The following is an 18019-nucleotide window of genomic DNA, read 5'->3' as shown; positions in this document are numbered from 1 at the left end:
TGATGCTGCTCACGATCGACGTCGGCAACACGCACACGGTGCTGGGGCTGTTCGAGGGCGAGGACGTCATCGAGCACTGGCGGCTGGCCACCGACGCCCGCCGCACCGCCGACGAGATCGCGGTCGTGCTGCAGGGTCTGCTGACGCAGTCGCCGCTGCTCAAAGGGGCCGACATCGACGGCATCGCCATCTGCTCCACCGTGCCGAGCGTGCTCAACGAGATGCGCGAGATGTGCCGCCGCTACTACGGTGACGTGACCGCGGTGATCGTGGAGCCGGGCATCCGCACCGGCGTCCCCGTACGCATGGACAACCCCAAGGAGGTCGGCAGCGACCGCATCGTCAACGCGCTGGCGGCCATCGACCAGTACGGCGGCCCGTGCGTCATCGTCGACTTCGGCACCGCGACCTCGTTCGACGCGGTGTCGGCCAAGGGCGAATACGTCGGCGCGGTCACCGCGCCCGGCATCGAGATCTCGGTCGACGCGCTGGCCGCCGCCGGGGCACAACTGCACAAGGTCGAGCTCGTACGCCCGCGCTCGGTGATCGCGAAGAACACCGTCGAGGCCCTGCAGGCGGGCATCATCTACGGCTTCGCCGGCCAGGTCGACGGCATCGTGGAGCGCATCGCCGCGGAGCTGGCCGACGACCCCGACGAGGTGACGGTCGTGGCCACCGGCGGGCACGCGGGGCTGGTGGTGGGCGAGTCGCGCTCGATCGACGTGCATGAGCCGTGGCTGACCCTCATCGGGCTGCGGCTGATCTATCACCGCAACGTGGCGTGAGACCTGGACGAGTCACTGCGGTTCGCCGGATCCCCTACCCTTTGTTGTTGTGAGCGACGAACTTCCCGAGCAGATGCGCATCCGGAGGGAGAAGCTCGACCGCCTTCGCAGCGAGGGCGTCGACCCTTACCCGGTGCTTTTCCCACGCACGGCCACCAACGCCGAGGTCAGGGAGAAATACCAGGGCCTGGAGCCCGACACCGCCACCGGTGACACGGTCTCGGTCGCGGGTCGCGTCATGCTCAACCGCGTGGGCGGCAAGCTCTGCTTCGCCACGCTCCGCGACGGTGGCGCCGACCTGCAGGTCATGATCTCGCTCGACAAGGTGGGCGAGGAGTCGCTGGCCCGCTGGAAGCACGACGTCGACCTGGGCGACCACGTGGGCGTGACCGGCGAGGTCATCACCTCGCGCAGGGGCGAGCTGTCCGTCCTGGCCGACAGCTGGCAGATCACCAGCAAGTGCCTGCGCCCGCTGCCGGAGAAGCACGTCGGCCTCACCGACCCCGAGGCGCGGGTCCGCCAGCGCTATGTCGACCTGATCGTCAACGACGAGTCGAGGAAGATGGCCAGGGTCCGCAGCGCCACCGTGCGCGCGGTGCGCGACTTCTGGCACGAGGAAGGCTACCTCGAGGTCGAGACGCCGATGTTGCAGCCGATCCACGGCGGCGCCACGGCCCGGCCGTTCAAGACCCACATCAACGCCTACGACATGGAGCTCTATCTCCGCATCGCGATCGAGCTCTATCTCAAGCGGCTCGTGGTCGGCGGCATCGAGAAGGTCTTCGAGATCAACCGCAACTTCCGCAACGAGGGCGCCGACTCGACGCACAACCCCGAGTTCACCATGGTCGAGGCCTACGGCACCTACCTCGACTACAACGGCATCGCCGACCTGACGCAGCGGATGTACCAGAAGGCCGTCGTGGCCGCCCTGGACACCTCGGTGGTCGTGCACGACGGCGTCGAGATCGACCTGGGCATCCCCGAGTGGCCGCGCGTCACCCTCTACGGCGCGGTGTCCGAGGCCGTCGGCGAGCAGATCACGACCTCGACCTCACTCGAAGAGCTGCGCAAGATCGCCGACCGGCGCGAGATCCCCTGGGATCCGAAGTGGGGTGCGGGCAAGCTCGTGCAGGAGCTCTTCGAGGCGCTCGTCGAGCACACGATCATCCAGCCCACGTTCGTCATGGACTATCCGCTGGAGACCTCGCCGCTGGCCCGGCAGCACCGCGACGACCCGCTGGTGACGGAGAAGTGGGACCTCATCGGGTTCGGCACCGAGTTGGGCACCGGCTACTCCGAGCTCAACGACCCCATCGAGCAGCGCCGCCGCCTGGTCGAGCAGTCCTTGCTGGCCGCGGGCGGCGACCCGGAGGCCATGCAGCTCGACGAGGACTTCCTGCAGTCGCTCGAATACGCGATGCCGCCGACGGGCGGCATGGGCGCCGGCATCGACCGGATGATTATGGCTTTCACCGGTAAGAACATCCGCGAGACCATCCTGTTCCCCCTGGTCAAGCCCACTCACTGAGGCCACGTGGCATCCCGCCGCACCGGTTGCGGCGGGAGCCCGCGCGAGCGGGCGAGCCGGGCAGGCGCTCGGTCGTGCCGGGAGAGCGGTGACGGACGATCGGCCGTCCTGCCCCGCCATCAGGGCGGGGCTTGTCAGCATCGGGTCAAGACCGCGGGCGAGTGGCGCGTGAGTGTTCGGAGTTTCGAGGGGGACGTCCGGCAGCGCTGGGTCCACCATGACGGTGACGTTCGCCCGGGTCCGGAAATAAGGTGACTCCTGGCTTGCCGCGTGCCGCCGCCCGTCGTGAAGAGCGGTTGCGCTCGACCGCCGTACGTATGGATCACGCAGTAAATCGCGCGTGGACGGATCAAAAACCGGGACGCCGGCCGGACCGATCGGCGCCGGGCCAGGCCCGGCCGAAAGGGCGCGCGGACCGTACGCCGGGCGGCGAAGTCCGCCGGCGGACGAGACTCGGCCGCATGCGGCGGATCATGTCAATAGTGCTGGTCAAGAGCGGCAATTGTCATGCTTGACGACCTTTCCATGATGCGTTTACCGTCTGCGAGGAGCGGCTGTGGCCTGGCTAAGAGGGTCCAGGCCTGCTGTTGGGGGGGAGGGCTCCCGATGGAAGTGCTCACTGAAGGCGTTGAGCTGAGCCATGCGGATCTGGCGTTACTGGCGGAACTCGCCAGAGGAGTCACGGTCGATCGGGTGGGCAGGCGACTGGACATCAGCGGCCGCACCGTACGCCGGAGGCTGCGCGGCATCTGCGACCGCATCGGCGTCGCCACCGCGATCGAGGCCGTGGCGTGGGCGGCACGCCGCCAGCTGATCTAGCGGCGCCCGCTCACTGCGCCTTCATGTCGCTCGCCTCTCGGCTCGGGCTTCAGTCGGCGATGCGCACCGCGCCCGCGAACGGCCGCCGTTCGATCGACGCGATCCGCACCACATCACCCGTCCGAGGGGCGTGCACCATCATGCCGCCGCCGAGATAGATGCCCACGTGGTGCAGGTCGCTGTAGAAGAACACCAGGTCGCCCGGACGCATCTCGTCGCGTGAGATGTGCCGCCCGGCCGTCCACTGGTTGCCCGTGTAGTGCGGCAGCGAGATGCCCACCCGCTGGTAGGCGGCCATCACCAGGCCGGAGCAGTCGTAGGAATTGGGGCCCTCGGCCCCCCAGACGTACGGCTTGAGCTGCTGCGTGAGCGCCCACCGTGCCGCCTGCGCGGCCTTTCCGCTGCCCGCGATCGGCAGGTCGACGCGGGTGGCGCGGGTGCCGGGACGACCGGCCTCGCCCAGCGCCCGCCTGAACAGGTTGCTCTCGACCTTGGCGACCAGAGTGCTGATCTTGTCGCGTTTGGCGTCGAGGTCCTTGACGATCTTCTCGACCTCGCTGATGCGCGACCTGGCGCTCGCCCTGGCGCGCTCGGCGGCCTTCCTGGCCTTGGTGAGCTGGTTGAGCTCCTCGCCCTGCCGCTGCTCGATCGCGAACGTGGTCGCGGCGCGGTCGAGGAAGTTGCCGGGGTCCTTGGAGGAGGTGAACACCAGCGCCCGGCTCAGCCCGCCCGTGATGTAGGCGTTCTGGGCGAGCAGGACGGCCTTGGCGCGCTTGGCCGCCAGATCCGTCTCGCTGGCCGTCAGCGTCTTCTGCGCGGCCTCGGCGGCCTTCTTGGCCGTCTTCAGCTTCTCCCGCTGCCCGTTGTACTGCTCGGTCAGCGTCTCGATCTCGACGTGCATCTTCTCGACCCGCGCGGCGAGGTCTTTGAGCGAGGGCTTGGGGTCGGCGGACGCCGGGACGGTGGGAACCGTGAGCAGCAGTGCGGCGGCTGTGAAACTCGCCACACCGAGACGGCGGCGCAACGGGGCGCGTTCCGGAGGGCGGGCGTGATTGCCCGCCGACGTCCTCCCACGGTTGAGCGTGCGCTTCACCAACCAGGCTCCTCTCATAGACGCCTACCGGGTTAGCTGACGGGTTCGGGCCGGAGCAGCCCTACCGAAAACTCGGATTCACCCCGTGATGGCGGTCGCCACCGGCGGGTCCCCGGCTTCCCTGAGGAATTGAGCGTGCTTCCCCGCGCGCGGGGATCATCGTCGCTGGACACTAATGCACTCCGGGTTCCTGCTCAACCAGAACTGCCAACTCTGTAGAGGTTTCACAACCGAAGGGTCACAAGGTGATCTCGGTGCCAGTAGGGCAGGAGTGACTGTATGTGGCACTTCCTCCCGAACGATCGCCTGGCGCGACGCCGTGCTCGCCCGGCCACGAGATGTAACAGGATGGGCGGAGACATGTGAGTTAGGTCCGAGCCGTAATGACATCTGTACTCTGGAGAGCCATGGAGCAGGTGGCCGAACTGACTGTGCCCGAGACCGCGGTGGTGGTCCGGCGTGCGCGCACGCCTGACGTGCGGGGGGTCAGGCGCCTGGTCGACGCCTATGCGGGCGCGGGCTCGCGGCTCCTGAAGAAGGCCACGGTGACGCTGTACGAAGACGTACAGGAGTTCTGGGTGGCCGAGCGTGGCGGGCAGATCGTCGGCTGTGGCGCGCTCCACGTGCTCTGGGAGGACCTCGCGGAGGTCCGCACGGTGGCCGTCGATCCCGAATGCCGCGGCACGGGAGTCGGCCACCGGATCGTCTCAGCGCTGATCCAGCAGGCCAAAGATCTTGGTCTGCAACGTGTATTCTGTCTTACTTTTGAGGTCGACTTCTTCGCGAGGCACGGTTTTCGCCGCATCCAGGGCACGCCGGTCTCCCCCGAGGTCTACGCCGAGCTGCTGGCCTCGTATGACGAGGGTGTAGCGGAGTTCCTCGACCTGGAACACGTCAAGCCGAACACCCTGGGCAACACCCGCATGCTGCTCCATCTGACGTCGGGTGACGCGGACCTTGACCACACGGAAAGGTGATTGTTGATACCTATGTCGATACGTTGGGCAGCACAGGCATGTGTCCTGACACGTGCCACGCGCGCACTCGAAGCGAGGTGACACGGTGAGCACCGGACAGCCGCCGTACCCACAGGACGAATCCGGCGAGAACGCTGCGCCTCCCCATTACGGCCAGCAGGCTCCGGGCCGCCACCCCGGCGAGCCCGACCCCGACGTCACTGTGGTCGGCTACCGGGCTGACGACGCCTACGGGCAACAGCCCCCCTATGGTCAGCAGCAGGGCTACGGCCAGCAACCCCCATACGGTCAGCAGCAGGGCTACGGCCAGCAGCAGGGCTATGGCCAGCAACCCCAGTACGGCCAGCAGCCCCAGTCCCAGCCCGACTACGGCCAGCAGCAGGGCTATGGCCAGCAACCCCAGCAGTATGACCAGCAATATGGTCAGCAGCCCCAGTCCCAGCCGGGCTATGGCCAGCAGCAGGGTTACGGGCAGCAGCAACAGTCCGGCTACGACCAGCAGTACGGTCAGCAGCAGGGCTACGGCCAGCAGCCGCAGTCCCAGCCGGGCTATGGCCAGCAGCAGGGTTACGGGCAGCAGCAACAGTCCGGCTACGACCAGCAGTACGGTCAGCAGCAGGGCTACGGTCAGCAGCCGCAGTCGGGCCAGCAGTACGACCAGCAGCAGTACGGTCAGCAGCCGCAGTCGGGCCAGCAGTACGACCAGCAGCAGTACGGTCAGCAGCCGCAGTCGGGCCAGCAGTACGACCAGCAGCAGTACGGTCAGCAGCCGCAGTCGGGTCAGCAGTATGACCAGCAGCAGGGCTACGGTCAGCAGCCCCAGTCGGGTCAGCAGTACGACCAGCAGTACGGCCAGCAGCCGCAGTCCCAGCAAGGCTACGGGCAGCAGCAGTACGGCCAGCAGGGCTACGGGCAAGCACAGCAGTCCCAGCCCGGTTACGCCCAGCCCGGCTACGGCCAGCAGTACGGCGACCAGCAGTACGGCCAGCAGGGCTACGGGCAGCCGCAGCAGGCCGGCTACGGCCAGGCTCCCTACGGCCAGCCGGGCTACGGCCCGGTCGGCGTGCAGCCGCCGGGGGCTCCCGCCCCGCTGGCGGAGTGGTGGCAGCGTCTGGTGGCGCGACTCGTCGACGGCGTCCTGTTCGGCGTCGTGATGTTCGTGGTGTCCCTCCTGCTCACGACGCTGTTCCTGGTCAGCTACGACTCGACCAGCGGCGCCACGTCGGGGATGTTCAGCTCGTTCGCGCTCAACATCGTGCTGGCCATCGTCCTCACCGCCGTCTACGTCGGTTACGACTTCCTCATGCACAAGACGAAGGGTCAGACGATCGGCAAGATGATCATGGGGATCAAGGTCGTGCCGGTGGGTCAGATGATGCCCCCCGGCGGCCTGCCCGGCGACGCCGCCATCAAGCGGGCCGGCGTGACCTGGGGCGCCTACATCCTCTACTTCCTGCCGTTCGGCACCATGCTGGCAGGCCTCATCTGCGCCCTGAACGGCGCTTCGATGCTCTGGGACAAGCCGCTGCAGCAGACGTTCGCGGACAAGTTCGCGAACACCGTGGTGGTCAAGATCAAGTAATCGGCAGAACCGCGAAACAGGGGCCGGCTTCCCGTCGGCCTCTGTTTTGTATGTGAGGGTAGGTGCGGAATGTAGGGCTCTCCGCCGTCGATGTGCGAGGTGAGGGTTATGGCCGGGACGTCGCCGTGGGCGGACGCGGTGCCCGCGGAATGGTGGGAACGGCTGGCTGCCCGGCTCATTGAAGCGCTCGTCTTCGGCATCGTTTATTACATTCTGTTCATTGCGCTATGGGCGGTCTTCCGGACTGTCGGCATGATGGACGTGTTCGACGGCCGGCTGCCCGGAGTGTTCGCGTGGGCGGCCGCCGGGCTGGGTTATACGGGCTACGACTGGTGGGCGCATTGGCGGCACGGGCGTACGTTCGGCCAGGCGATCATGCGGATCCGCCTGGCACCGCCGGATGTTCCGGCCCGTGCTCTGCTCAAACGCTCCCTGGTCTATCCGGGACCTGTCATGCTCATGGGCATTCCGGTGGCCAATCTGGTGGCCGGAATGCTGCTGTTCGGTGTCGGTATGCTCATCCTGATCGACAAGCCGCTGGAGCGCGGGCCGCATGACAGGCTGGCCGGAACGCGCGTGGTTAAAGATCTTCGCTGAGCCATCCGCACCTGCACGGATGTCTTTTCGCAAAATTTTCCCATGATCCGGTAAGGAGCCTGGAGAGACTGGCATTAGGCTATGGGGCGTCCGGGTTGCCGGATGTTGGTGTCCCTGCGACGCGTAGGGCATCTGTGTGCCGCTATGGTCGGGTGCGGGCGGTTGTCGCCTTGCGCACCATGAGGGGCCCGCAGCGCTCCCTCCGGGAGGCGCTCCGCGCGCTTAAAGCGCCCCGAAACCCCGTCAGCCGTGGAGGCGAGGACGAATGGAAGCCCTTACAGACGTATTGTCAGCGCTCATCCCCCCGGTGGTGGTGGGCGGCGCCTTCATCTTTGGCGTCGTGAAGTTGGTCCGGTCGGAGGCCGTTGGCGACCGGCGAAACCGTGAGGATCAGGCCGAGGGCCAGAACTGATCGGCCAGTCAGCCGAATCCCCGTAGCGCTGAATTGTCTCCACGCCTTTCCGGGTATATGTTTGGGCTGGCGAATGAAACAATGCTCCGCGAAAGGATTGCGTAGATGGCCAAGCAGATCCAGGAGATTCTCATCGATGACCTCGATGGGGGCGAGGCCAATGAGACGGTCAGCTTCGCTATTGACGGCTCCTCCTATGAGATTGACCTCAGCGACCTTAACGCGAAGAAGCTGAGGGACGCGCTCACGCCTTTCGTGCAGCATGCGCGCAGGGCCGGTGCCGTCACCACGCGTCGGCGTGGCCGCGGCGGCAACCGCGCGATGAGCCGCGAGAAGAGCTCGGAGATCCGGCAGTGGGCCAAGGCCCACGGCCTGCCCGTCAGCGAGCGAGGCCGCATCGCCTCCACCGTCGTCGAGAAGTACGAGCAGGCTCACTAGGAGAGCCCGCTGCTCGACCATGCGCTTATGCCGTTCGCCTAGGACCCCGGCGACCGCCATAAGCGCATGATCGTGTCCGGGCCGTTTCGAATGGCGGGACGGCCCGGATGATGATCGACTGACCCGTCCATATGCGGGCGCATTGGTCGCGTGTTCGGTCCGGCTCCCGGCCCCGTTTCCGCGATGGGACGCCCGCATATGTGATGGCGCCGCGCCCGGCGTGCCCGAATGCGCCGCGTGGCCATACCCCATTGAACGTACGCTTCTCGCCACGAGGCGCCCGGATTGCCCGCGAGCCGCGTCATTCGCCTACCGTCACGGACAAGCGTCGCGCTCATGGAACGCGCCATGACGGAAAACCGGGCGCCTAAAGGCCGGCCGGGATCTTCACGCGCTGTAGCCTTAACCGCGATCTCGACTCGCGCTCGGGGCCGGAAACCCCGTATGGCACGGAGGTGTGGGCATCCGCGCAAAACGTCGCCGTGCACGTTGCGTGGCCTCCGGCCATATGCCGCTTCCTGGAGATGCGCGGAGTGCCCATGCCCGGCGGCATAACCCGTGAGCATGAGCACGCCTCACACAATCCGCCTCCGCGAGCATGTGCGCACAATGCCGGACCATCACGAAGTGTGGCGGGCGCGCGGAATGCCGCCGGTCCGCGACGGCGAGGATGAGCGGAATGGCATGCGCGCCGCGGTGCAGTGTCTCATGATGCGAGATGAGATCGGTAACCGAGCTGACCGGATGACGTATTACTCTGTGTGCGGCGTGGGGCGCGTGCCCCGTTGTGCTCAGGGCGTAGCACGGGCGGTTGGCCAAGCATTGCGTCGGGACATAGGATGATTGCGTAACAGATACGTACGCGGCATCTGAGATGCGCAGGTGAAGTGGCGCCCCGGTCGGCTTCGCCCCTGACGTTCGATGGCCGATCGTGGTGATCCGGATACGGTGCGGCGGCAAATTCCAGCCGCTTCCGCGAAGCGTCCCAAACATCGTTCGCTTGCGGCGTATCGGGAACACGTCACCCCCGAACGGTAGTTGGATGGAGGGTGAACGCCCTGCTCCCGGGGAACGTGTCTGCTATAGAGCGTGTCAGCGGCAGTGGGCACGGTTCGCCGAGCCAGGGCTAGCATGCGGGATGACGGGACCGGATTTACCGGCCTGACTGACCGCTCTGTGAGGAGCGACGAGATGTTCGAGAGGTTCACCGACCGAGCGAGGCGTGTTGTCGTCCTGGCCCAAGAAGAGGCCAGGATGCTCAACCACAACTACATCGGCACTGAGCACATTCTTCTTGGTTTGATCCACGAAGGTGAGGGCGTAGCCGCCAAGGCTCTGGAGAGCCTCGGCATCAGCCTTGAGGGTGTGCGCCAGCAGGTCGAGGAGATCATCGGCCAGGGCCAGTCGGCTCCGTCGGGGCACATTCCGTTCACCCCGCGGGCCAAGAAGGTCCTCGAGCTGTCGCTCCGTGAGGCTTTGCAACTGGGTCACAACTACATCGGCACCGAGCACATCCTGCTCGGGCTCATCCGTGAGGGTGAGGGTGTGGCCGCCCAGGTGCTGGTCAAGCTTGGAGCTGATCTCAACCGTGTCAGGCAGCAGGTCATCCAGTTGCTCCACGGCTACCAGGGCAAGGAGCCGGCCGCCGCGGGTGGCCCGCAGGAGTCGGCCCCGTCGACCTCCCTGGTGCTCGACCAGTTCGGCCGCAACCTGACCCAGGCAGCCCGCGAGGGCAAGCTGGATCCGGTCATCGGCCGCGAGAAGGAGATCGAGCGGGTCATGCAGGTCCTCTCCAGGAGGACCAAGAACAACCCCGTTCTCATCGGCGAGCCCGGCGTCGGCAAGACCGCCGTCGTCGAAGGCCTGTCGCAGAAGATCGTCAGGGGCGAGGTGCCCGAGACGCTGAAGGACAAGCAGCTCTACACGCTTGACCTCGGTGCCCTGGTCGCCGGCTCCCGCTACCGTGGTGACTTCGAAGAGCGCCTGAAGAAGGTGCTCAAGGAGATCCGCACCCGCGGCGACATCATCCTGTTCATCGACGAGCTGCACACGCTCGTGGGTGCGGGCGCCGCCGAGGGCGCGATCGACGCCGCCAGCATTCTCAAGCCCATGCTGGCCCGCGGCGAGCTGCAGACGATCGGCGCGACGACGCTCGACGAATACCGCAAATACCTCGAGAAGGACGCAGCGCTGGAGCGCCGGTTCCAGCCGATCCAGGTGGCCGAGCCCTCGCTCAGCCACACGATCGAGATCCTCAAGGGTCTGCGCGACCGCTACGAGGCGCACCACCGCGTGTCCATCACGGACGACGCGCTGGTGGCCGCCGCGCAGCTGGCCGACCGCTACATCAGCGACCGCTACCTTCCCGACAAGGCGATCGACCTCATCGACGAGGCCGGCTCCAGGATGCGCATCCGCAGGATGACCGCGCCGCCGGACCTGCGCGAATACGACGAGAAGATCGCCAACGTCCGCCGCGACAAGGAGTCCGCGATCGACGCGCAGGACTTCGAGAAGGCCGCTGCCCTCCGCGACCAGGAGAAGCAGCTCCAGCTCAAGCGCGAGCGGCGGGAGAAGGAGTGGAAGGCCGGCGACATGGATGTCGTGGCCGAGGTCACCCAGGAGCTCATCGCCGAGGTCCTGGCGACCGCCACCGGCATCCCGGTCTTCAAGCTGACCGAGGAGGAGTCCCAGCGCCTGCTCCGCATGGAGGACGAGCTCCACAAGCGGATCATCGGCCAGGACGACGCCATCAAGGGCCTGTCGCGCTCCATCCGGCGCACCCGCGCCGGCCTGAAGGACCCGCGGCGCCCCGGCGGCTCGTTCATCTTCGCCGGCCCCTCGGGCGTCGGTAAGACCGAGCTGTCCAAGGCTCTGGCGGAGTTCCTCTTCGGCGACGAAGACGCTCTGATCAGCCTGGACATGTCCGAGTTCATGGAGAAGCACACCGTCTCCAGGCTCTTCGGCTCGCCTCCCGGCTACGTCGGCTACGAAGAGGGCGGCCAGCTCACCGAGAAGGTGCGGCGCAAGCCGTTCTCGGTGGTCCTGTTCGACGAGATCGAAAAGGCCCACCCCGACATCTTCAACTCGCTGCTGCAGATCCTGGAAGACGGTCGCCTGACCGACGCCCAGGGCCGCGTGGTCGACTTCAAGAACACGGTCATCATCATGACCACCAACCTCGGCACCCGTGACATCTCCAAGGGCATCGGGGTCGGGTTCGCGAAGTCCAACGACGCCGACTCCAACTACGACCGGATGAAGGCCAAGGTGCAGGAGGAGCTCAAGCAGCACTTCCGCCCCGAGTTCCTCAACCGTGTCGACGACATCGTGGTCTTCCACCAGCTGACGCCCAACGAGATCATCAAGATCGTGGATCTGATGCTCAACCAGGTCGACGCCAGGCTGAAGGACCGCGACATGGGGCTCGACGTCTCGCCCGAGGCCAAGCAGCTGCTGGCCGACCGCGGCTACGACCCGGTCATGGGCGCCCGTCCGCTGCGGCGTACGATCCAGCGCGAGCTGGAAGACTCCCTGTCGGAGAAGATCCTTTACGGCGAGCTCCGTCCGGGGCAGGTCGTCAAGGTGACCATCGAAGGCGAGGGCGACGACGCCACGTTCGTCTTCAAGGGCGAGTCCGCCTCCAAGGTGCCCGACTCGGCCGCCGCGATCGCAGCGCCGATCCAGCGCTGACGTCCGGTTCTTTCGAAAGCCCCCGCGTGGAGCGTCATCCACGCGGGGGCTTTCGTGTGCGCGCCCACCCTCGGCGCTGAGGCGCTGTCTGAGAGGCTGAGGCGTTGTCTGAGAGCTTGCCGGGGTGGTCCCGGTCATTGCCGCCGTGGTCCGTCTGGTCGCCGCTCAGCGGCATGATGAACCATCCGGGGTGGCCCGGCCGGCCCTGCGAATGGTCTCGAGATCGTCAATCCGGCCCGGCGTGACAGACCGCAGACCTAGCATGACGTACCCCCGTAAGCTCCCGTGAGCTCGGCCGGACGCGGTCGCCGCCCGATCGTTCAGGAGTTCGGGTGTTTCGCCACGCGAAGTAGTACTACACTGTGTAGAGCTTCGCCTCGTTGGTGACTGCTCCCTGGGGAGTAGGACGAAGTCAACTCAGGGCGGACGCGCTCGCCACCCGTCGGCAGGCATGCTCACAGGGTTCGCACGTCCAAGGCGGGCGACGGGAAGACACAACGCAAGCCTGGAGGAAACCGATGCGCCTGCGTCACGATGACGGAACGCTCGTTCACCTCGCCTACAACGCAGGCGTCCACCCCGCTGAGGACCTGGAGAACCTGATCGCCCACCTGACCCGTTACGCCGTGCCCGTGCGCAAGCGTCTGGGGGTCGAGCGGATGGGGATCGGGTTGTGGTTGTCGCCGGCCGTCGCCGACCATCTCACGGCCGACCGCATCGAGCTCGTACGCCTGCGCCGTTCCCTGGAGGAGCGCGGCCTGGAGGTCGTGAGCCTCAACGGCACCGGCGGACGCAACCAGGAGGTGCCCGGGCCCGACTGGGCCAAGCCCGAGCGCTACCGCTACACGATGGCGCTGGCCAAGATCCTGGCGTTCCTGCTCCCCGACGACGTACGGTTCGGCAGCATCTCGACGATACCGATCGGGTGGCGCCGCGACTGGCCCGCCGACCTGCACTCCATCGCCACCCGCCGGCTCGAACGGCTGGCGCGCGAGCTGCGCGGCATCTACAGCGTGACCGGCAAGACGATCAGGGTCGGGTTCGAGCCGTGGCCCGGGTGCGTGCTGGAGACGACCGAGCAGGCGCTGGCGCGGGTGTGCGGCATCGACTCCGAGCACCTGGGCGTGTGCCTGGACGCCTGCCACCTGGCCGGCGGCGCCGAGGAGGCCGGTGCGGCGCTCAAAGGGCTGGCCGAGGCCGGTGCGCCGGTGGTCAAGCTGGGGCACGTGCACAGCCACACGGGGGAGATGCCGAGCAGCACGGGCGCCGTGCTGCACGACACGCTGACGGCGATGTTGTCGGGGGCGGTCAGCGGGAGCGCGCACATCGAGGTGGAGACGCACAACCTGATGGTGCCCGGGCGGGCCAAGGGGCCTGGGGCGCTGGTGTCGCTGCTCGCCGACGAGCTGGCCTGGGCCCGTACGAACCTCACCAGCCTGGGCCTGCAACTGGCCGCCTAGGGAGTCGGGAGCGCCCGGGCCGTCGCGGCCCGGGCGGGGCGGTCGGTCAGAGGGAGCCGAACCAGCCGGGGGTGTCCAGGCGCCAGAGGCCGTCCGGGGTGACCTTCCGCAGGTCGGCTTCGAGGGCGTGCAGCCGGTCCTCGCCGAGTTCGTGCGCCCAGCGGGCGCGGAGGTCGTCGAAGATGCGGGCCGAGCGGTTCAGTGCGTCCATCCCGTACGGCGTGAGCCGGGCGATCTTACGCCGGGTGTCGTGGGAATCCGTGGTGCGTTCGACGTAGCCGAGGCGTTCGAGGGTGTCGATGGTCTTGCCCGCGGCCTGCTTGGAGACGCCGAGCATGCGGCCCAGCTCGACGGCGGTGGTGCCGCGCGGGCCGATCGCCTGCATGACGAACCCGTGCATGGGCCGCAGGCCCGGGTGACCTTGGCGGGCCAGTTCGGCGTGCAGCTCGTCGATCAGCATCCTGAAGGCGAGCAGCAGGCGGAGCGGTAGTTCGAAGCCGGGGGCGTCGCTTGACATGATAGACAACCTGATTGACTATATGGACAACGTAGTTGCCTATCTTAGGAGCTTCAGGACGTGACTGTCATTCGTGACGCCGAGGCGCGGCGGTCGGAAACCCCCGGCGGGGTCATGACGACGTTCGCCTCGCCGACGCAGGGAGGGGCCTCGCGAGCCCTGTGGCGGGTGGACGCCGAACCGGGCGCGCGCGGGCCCGTGCATGACTTCGACAGCGAGCAGGTGTGGAGCTGGACGGCAGGAGCGGCCGTCGTCGAACTGGGCGGTGACCGGTTCGAGGTCGCGGCGGGCGACACCGTCGTCATCCCCGCGCACACGGTGAGGCGCGTGCTCGCCGACCCCGGCAGCGGCTACACCGCCGTCGTGACAGCCCCGGCGGGCGCCAGGGCCCTTGCCGAGAACGGCGCCGACTACGGCGTCCCGCCGTGGATCGTTTGAGGAGAGTGATTCCGATGGCCATGGTCCTGTCCACTGAATCCCGCAGGACCGAGACGCCCAACGGCGTCATGACCACGCTCGCCTCGCCCTCCCAGGGAGGGGCCGAGCAGGCCGTGTGGCGGGTGGACGCCCGTCCCGGCATGGTGGGGCCGGTGCACGCGTTCGACGCCGAACTGGTGTGGACGTGGCTCGACGGCGCGGCCGTCGTCGAGCTCGGAGGCGAGCGGTACGAGGTCGGCGTGGGGGACACCATGGTGCTGCCCGCCGACGTGAGCAGGCAGATGTTCGCCCACCCCGAGCGCGGGTTCGTCTCGATCGTCGCCGCGCCTTCCGGTGCCCGCGTCTACAACCCCGACGGCGTGTCGGCGCCGGACGCCTGCGACCTGGCCCCCAAGGGCGCGGAACGAACCGTCCCACCCTGGGCCCGGTGACAGCACGCCCCGGCGGCGCTACGGCCGCGCCGCCGCCCGGTCTCGCCGTGCCACCGCACGGCCGGCACGGCACCGCGGGGCCCGCGGTGCGTGCATCGCCGGGAACGCGTCACGGGGAAGCCGGCGATCAGGGGGGGGTGAGGTCGCAGGGGTGCGGCCTGAAAGGCCGGTCGCTGGGCCGGGCGGTCAGGAGTGGGGGAGGCGGTAGGTGCCGTCGTCGAGGGGTTCGGCGAGGCCGTCGGCGACCAGGCCGTCCAGGGCGCGTTCGCGCTGCACCGCGTCGTCCCACACGGCGTCGAGGGCCGCCTTGGGGACCGGCCCGTGGGCCGACCTGAGCACGTCGAGGAGGCGGCCGCGGCACTGGCGGTCGGTGCCCGCGTACGTCTGGCCCTTACGAGCGGGGCCGGCGTGCGGCGGCTTGCCGGCCAGCCGCCAGGCGCACAGGTGGGTGATCGGGCAGTCGGCGCAGCGCGGGGCGCGGGCCGTGCAGACCAGCGCGCCGAGCTCCATCACCGCCACGCCCCAGCGGGGCGCGTCCAGCTCGGGCAGGAGTGCCTCCGCAAGCCGCCGCTCGGCCGCCGAAGTGGCCGTGGGCGGGTATTCCTCGGCGCGCACCGCCCGCGCGAACACCCTGCGCACGTTGGTGTCGAGGACGGCGTGGCGGCCGCCGTACGCGAAGCTGGCGACCGCGGCGGCGGTGTATTCGCCGATGCCGGGCAGGGACAGCAGGGTCGCGTGGTCGGACGGCACCTCGCCGCCGTGTTCCTCGGCGACGGCCCTGGCGCACGCGTGGAGCCGCAGCGCCCTGCGCGGATAGCCGAGCCGGCCCCAATGGCGTACGGCTTCGCCAGGTTGCTCGGCGGCCAGTGCCTTGGGCGTGGGCCAGCGGGCCATCCACTCGCGCCAGACGGGCAGGACGCGGGCGACCGGGGTCTGCTGGAGCATGATCTCGCTGACGAGCACGCCCCACGGCGTCGCGTCGACCGTACGCCAGGGGAGGTCTCGGGCGTTGTCGGCGTACCAGTCGAGAACGGGGGCGTGCAGGAGGTTCGGCTCAACCACGCGGTCAAGCGTATGCCGAGTTCGCCGCCTTCGGCGTGTCGTCACTCTTCGTGGCTGGACAATTACCATGCTGAGCGTTGTGGCTCCTCCGCTCCCGGAAGGGAGAGGCCTCTTGCTGAGCCGCTTCCGCGGCCTGGCGAAGGGCGAGCCCTCACACACTGCTCGAGCGCGCGGCCCGCTCGCTGGTGGGGCGCGACGGAGAAGTGAGCGACCGACCTGCGCACACCCACCTCCGGACTCTCACGACCAGCAAAGCAACGACCACAGGAACCGACCAGATCGGAAGGGAGGGAGCGCGGTGTCCTCCACCTGGTGAAGCAGGTGGGGAGCACCGCGCGAACCCGATGGACCCGGATTCGATGCGCGGCGACGGCGGTGACGTCTACTGGCGGCGTCGGATGAGCGTGCTGGTGGCGGTTCTCGTCGTGGTGGCCGTGGTGGCGTGGGCGTGCTCGAGCGGTGGCAGCGGACCGGGCCGTACGTCCAGCGCGCAGTCGTCATCGAGCCCCACGCCCAGCGTGGATCCGCTGCTCGCCGGGCTGCGTACGCTGGCTCTGGGCACGGCCAGCCCGTCGCCGACTCCGACGGCCACCCCCACGCCGACCCCCACCGCCGGGGAGCGGAGGCCCGGCCAGCCCTGCGTCGAGGACGATCTGGTGCTGAGCCTCCAGAGCGGCAAGGAGCAGATCTACGCGGGCGACGCCCGGCCCACCTTCCTGGTCACGCTGGTCAACACCGGGCCCGTGATGTGCACGGTCGACGTGGGGCCGCGGGCCATGGAGATCCGCATCACCTCGGGGGCGGACCGGATCTGGTCGAACGCCGACTGCGTCAACGGGCAGGGCACGGAGATCGAGCAGCTCCAGCGGGGGGTGCCTTACGTGCGGTCGCTGGAATGGGACCGCCGCCGCTCCCGTGCCGACTGCCCGGCCACACCGGCGGCCGCGCTGCCGGGGACGTACGTGGCCACCGTGCGCATGGGCAAGCTCCGCAGCAGCAAGGGGGTCTTCCACCTTCGCTAGAAGCCGCCGCCGGGAGCGCCGGCCATGCGTCGCTGAGCCTTCCCGGCGCCGGCCGTCAGACGTAGCGTTCGAGAATGGAGGACTCGGCGAGGCGGGACAGGCCCTCGCGTACGCTGCGCGCCCTCGACTCCCCGACGCCGCCCACCGCCTGCAGGTCGTCGATGCTGGCGGCCAGAAGCTTCTGCAACCCGCCGAAGTGGTTGACCAGGCGGTCGACCACGGTGGCCGGCAGGCGGGGCACCTTGGCGAGCAGGCGGAAACCTCTGGGGCTCACCGGGGTTTCGAGCATGTCGGTGCCGTTGTGGCCGAGCACCTGGGCGACCACCGCGAGGTCGAGCAGTTCGTTGCCCGACAGCTTGTCGAGGTCGTGCAGGGCCTCGATCAGGCGGCGCTGGCGGCGGCCGGCGGGCGCCGGGAGATAGTCGCGGATGACCAGCTCCCGCTCGGAGTCGACACCGGCCACGAGCTCGTCGAGCTGCAGGGACAGCAGCCGGCCGTCGGTGCCCAGCTCGACGACGTAGCCCTTGATCTCGTCGGAGATGCGCCGGACCATCTCGAGTCGCTGGGCGACGGCGGCGACGTCGCGGACCGTGACCAGGTCTTCGATCTCCAGGGCCGACAGGGTGCCGGAGACCTCGTCGAGGCGGTGTTTGTACCGTTCGAGGGTGGCCAGGGCCTGGTTGGCCTTGGACAGGATGGCCGCCGACTCCTCCAGGACGTAGCGGATGCCGTCGAGGTAGAGGGCGATGATGCGCATCGACTTGCTGATGGCGATGATGGGCAGGCCGGTCTGCCGGGCGACGCGCTGGGCGGTGCGGTGGCGGGTGCCGGACTCGTCGGTGGGGATGGAGGGGTCGGGCACGAGGTGGACGGCGGCGCGCACGATCTTGTGGTCGCTCACGACGATGGCGCCGTCCATCTTGGCCAGCTCGCGCAACCTGGTGGCCGAGAAGTCGACGTCGAGCTCGAACCCGCCGCTGCAGACCTCTTCGACGACCCGGTTGTAGCCGAGCACGATCAGCCCGCCGGTCTGCCCGCGCAGGATGCGCTCCAGGCCGTCGCGCAGCGGAGTGCCTGGGGCCACAGCTGCCAGGGCTTCGCGACGACGGTCGTCAAGACTCCTATCCACCTGACCCCCGTGTCGATCGGTCACGCCCAGCTT

16 protein-coding genes and 1 riboswitch are annotated in these 18019 nt (G+C 68.3%); of the genes, 12 read left to right on the top strand and 4 right to left on the bottom strand.

Translation table 11 applies throughout. The features are described from left to right. The first annotated feature begins 2 nt into the window (after positions 1 to 2). From ABGA98_RS20635 to ABGA98_RS20625, 3 genes are all read left to right on the top strand, one after another. Positions 3 to 785, top strand: coding sequence for a type III pantothenate kinase (locus tag ABGA98_RS20635; RefSeq protein ID WP_132597753.1), 783 nt, complete (start codon positions 3 to 5; stop codon positions 783 to 785). Positions 786 to 834: 49 nt separating this feature from the next. Continuing rightward, positions 835 to 2316, top strand: coding sequence for a bifunctional lysylphosphatidylglycerol synthetase/lysine--tRNA ligase LysX (gene lysX, locus ABGA98_RS20630; RefSeq protein WP_347619963.1), 1482 nt, complete (start codon positions 835 to 837; stop codon positions 2314 to 2316). A 606-nt stretch (positions 2317 to 2922) separates the two neighbouring features. Beyond that, positions 2923 to 3135 (top strand): LuxR C-terminal-related transcriptional regulator, encoded by a 213-nt coding sequence (locus ABGA98_RS20625; protein WP_347619962.1) that lies wholly within the window; start codon positions 2923 to 2925, stop codon positions 3133 to 3135. 49 nt (positions 3136 to 3184) lie between these two features. On the opposite strand, the gene ABGA98_RS20620 is transcribed toward ABGA98_RS20625, so the two are convergent. Next, complete coding sequence (locus ABGA98_RS20620; RefSeq protein ID WP_347619961.1) at positions 3185 to 4141, bottom strand: C40 family peptidase; 957 nt, start codon at positions 4139 to 4141, stop codon at positions 3185 to 3187. Between the two features lie 93 nt (positions 4142 to 4234). After that, positions 4235 to 4374, bottom strand: a riboswitch (cyclic di-AMP (ydaO/yuaA leader). A 261-nt stretch (positions 4375 to 4635) separates the two neighbouring features. Between ABGA98_RS20620 and ABGA98_RS20615 the strand changes: the two genes are divergently transcribed. The 6 genes from ABGA98_RS20615 (at position 4636) to ABGA98_RS20590 (ending at position 13387) form a co-directional block, all read left to right on the top strand. Continuing rightward, complete coding sequence (locus ABGA98_RS20615; RefSeq protein WP_347619960.1) at positions 4636 to 5205, top strand: amino-acid N-acetyltransferase; 570 nt, start codon at positions 4636 to 4638, stop codon at positions 5203 to 5205. Between the two features lie 85 nt (positions 5206 to 5290). Next, positions 5291 to 6787, top strand: coding sequence for an RDD family protein (locus ABGA98_RS20610; RefSeq protein ID WP_347619959.1), 1497 nt, complete (start codon positions 5291 to 5293; stop codon positions 6785 to 6787). A gap of 108 nt (positions 6788 to 6895) precedes the next feature. Further along, positions 6896 to 7384: an RDD family protein gene (locus tag ABGA98_RS20605; RefSeq protein ID WP_347619958.1), complete on the top strand. Its 489-nt coding sequence runs from the start codon at positions 6896 to 6898 to the stop codon at positions 7382 to 7384. Between the two features lie 517 nt (positions 7385 to 7901). Beyond that, complete coding sequence (locus tag ABGA98_RS20600; RefSeq protein ID WP_132332025.1) at positions 7902 to 8234, top strand: Lsr2 family protein; 333 nt, start codon at positions 7902 to 7904, stop codon at positions 8232 to 8234. Between the two features lie 1191 nt (positions 8235 to 9425). Beyond that, positions 9426 to 11927 carry an ATP-dependent Clp protease ATP-binding subunit gene (locus tag ABGA98_RS20595; RefSeq protein WP_347619957.1) on the top strand — a complete coding sequence of 834 codons (2502 nt, stop codon included), beginning with the start codon at positions 9426 to 9428 and terminating at the stop codon, positions 11925 to 11927. A 518-nt stretch (positions 11928 to 12445) separates the two neighbouring features. After that, positions 12446 to 13387, top strand: a complete 942-nt coding sequence (locus ABGA98_RS20590; protein WP_347619956.1) for a TIM barrel protein — start codon at positions 12446 to 12448, stop codon at positions 13385 to 13387. A 46-nt stretch (positions 13388 to 13433) separates the two neighbouring features. Here ABGA98_RS20590 and ABGA98_RS20585 read toward each other — a convergent pair whose 3' ends face one another. Further along, positions 13434 to 13904 carry a MarR family winged helix-turn-helix transcriptional regulator gene (locus ABGA98_RS20585; RefSeq protein WP_347619955.1) on the bottom strand — a complete coding sequence of 157 codons (471 nt, stop codon included), beginning with the start codon at positions 13902 to 13904 and terminating at the stop codon, positions 13434 to 13436. Between the two features lie 60 nt (positions 13905 to 13964). Between ABGA98_RS20585 and ABGA98_RS20580 the strand changes: the two genes are divergently transcribed. Together ABGA98_RS20580 and ABGA98_RS20575 are read left to right on the top strand one after the other, a co-directional pair. Further along, positions 13965 to 14342: a cupin gene (locus ABGA98_RS20580; RefSeq protein WP_347619954.1), complete on the top strand. Its 378-nt coding sequence runs from the start codon at positions 13965 to 13967 to the stop codon at positions 14340 to 14342. Between the two features lie 14 nt (positions 14343 to 14356). Further along, positions 14357 to 14773 (top strand): cupin, encoded by a 417-nt coding sequence (locus ABGA98_RS20575; RefSeq protein WP_347619953.1) that lies wholly within the window; start codon positions 14357 to 14359, stop codon positions 14771 to 14773. Positions 14774 to 14959: 186 nt separating this feature from the next. On the opposite strand, the gene ABGA98_RS20570 is transcribed toward ABGA98_RS20575, so the two are convergent. After that, the gene (locus tag ABGA98_RS20570; protein ID WP_347619952.1) at positions 14960 to 15835 is read right to left on the bottom strand and encodes an A/G-specific adenine glycosylase; all 876 of its coding nucleotides are present in this window, start codon (positions 15833 to 15835) and stop codon (positions 14960 to 14962) included. Positions 15836 to 16194: 359 nt separating this feature from the next. Here ABGA98_RS20570 and ABGA98_RS20565 point away from each other — a divergent pair, with 359 nt between their 5' ends. After that, complete coding sequence (locus tag ABGA98_RS20565) at positions 16195 to 16857, top strand: hypothetical protein (RefSeq protein WP_347619951.1); 663 nt, start codon at positions 16195 to 16197, stop codon at positions 16855 to 16857. A 55-nt stretch (positions 16858 to 16912) separates the two neighbouring features. On the opposite strand, the gene disA is transcribed toward ABGA98_RS20565, so the two are convergent. Continuing rightward, complete coding sequence (gene disA, locus ABGA98_RS20560) at positions 16913 to 17986, bottom strand: DNA integrity scanning diadenylate cyclase DisA (RefSeq protein WP_347619950.1); 1074 nt, start codon at positions 17984 to 17986, stop codon at positions 16913 to 16915. Positions 17987 to 18019: the final 33 nt, after the last annotated feature.

This window comes from Nonomuraea sp. B1E8, from assembly GCF_039871515.1.
In the GTDB taxonomy this organism is placed as follows: Bacteria; Actinomycetota; Actinomycetes; order Streptosporangiales; family Streptosporangiaceae; genus Nonomuraea.
This window is presented reverse-complemented; position numbering and strand designations above follow the sequence as displayed.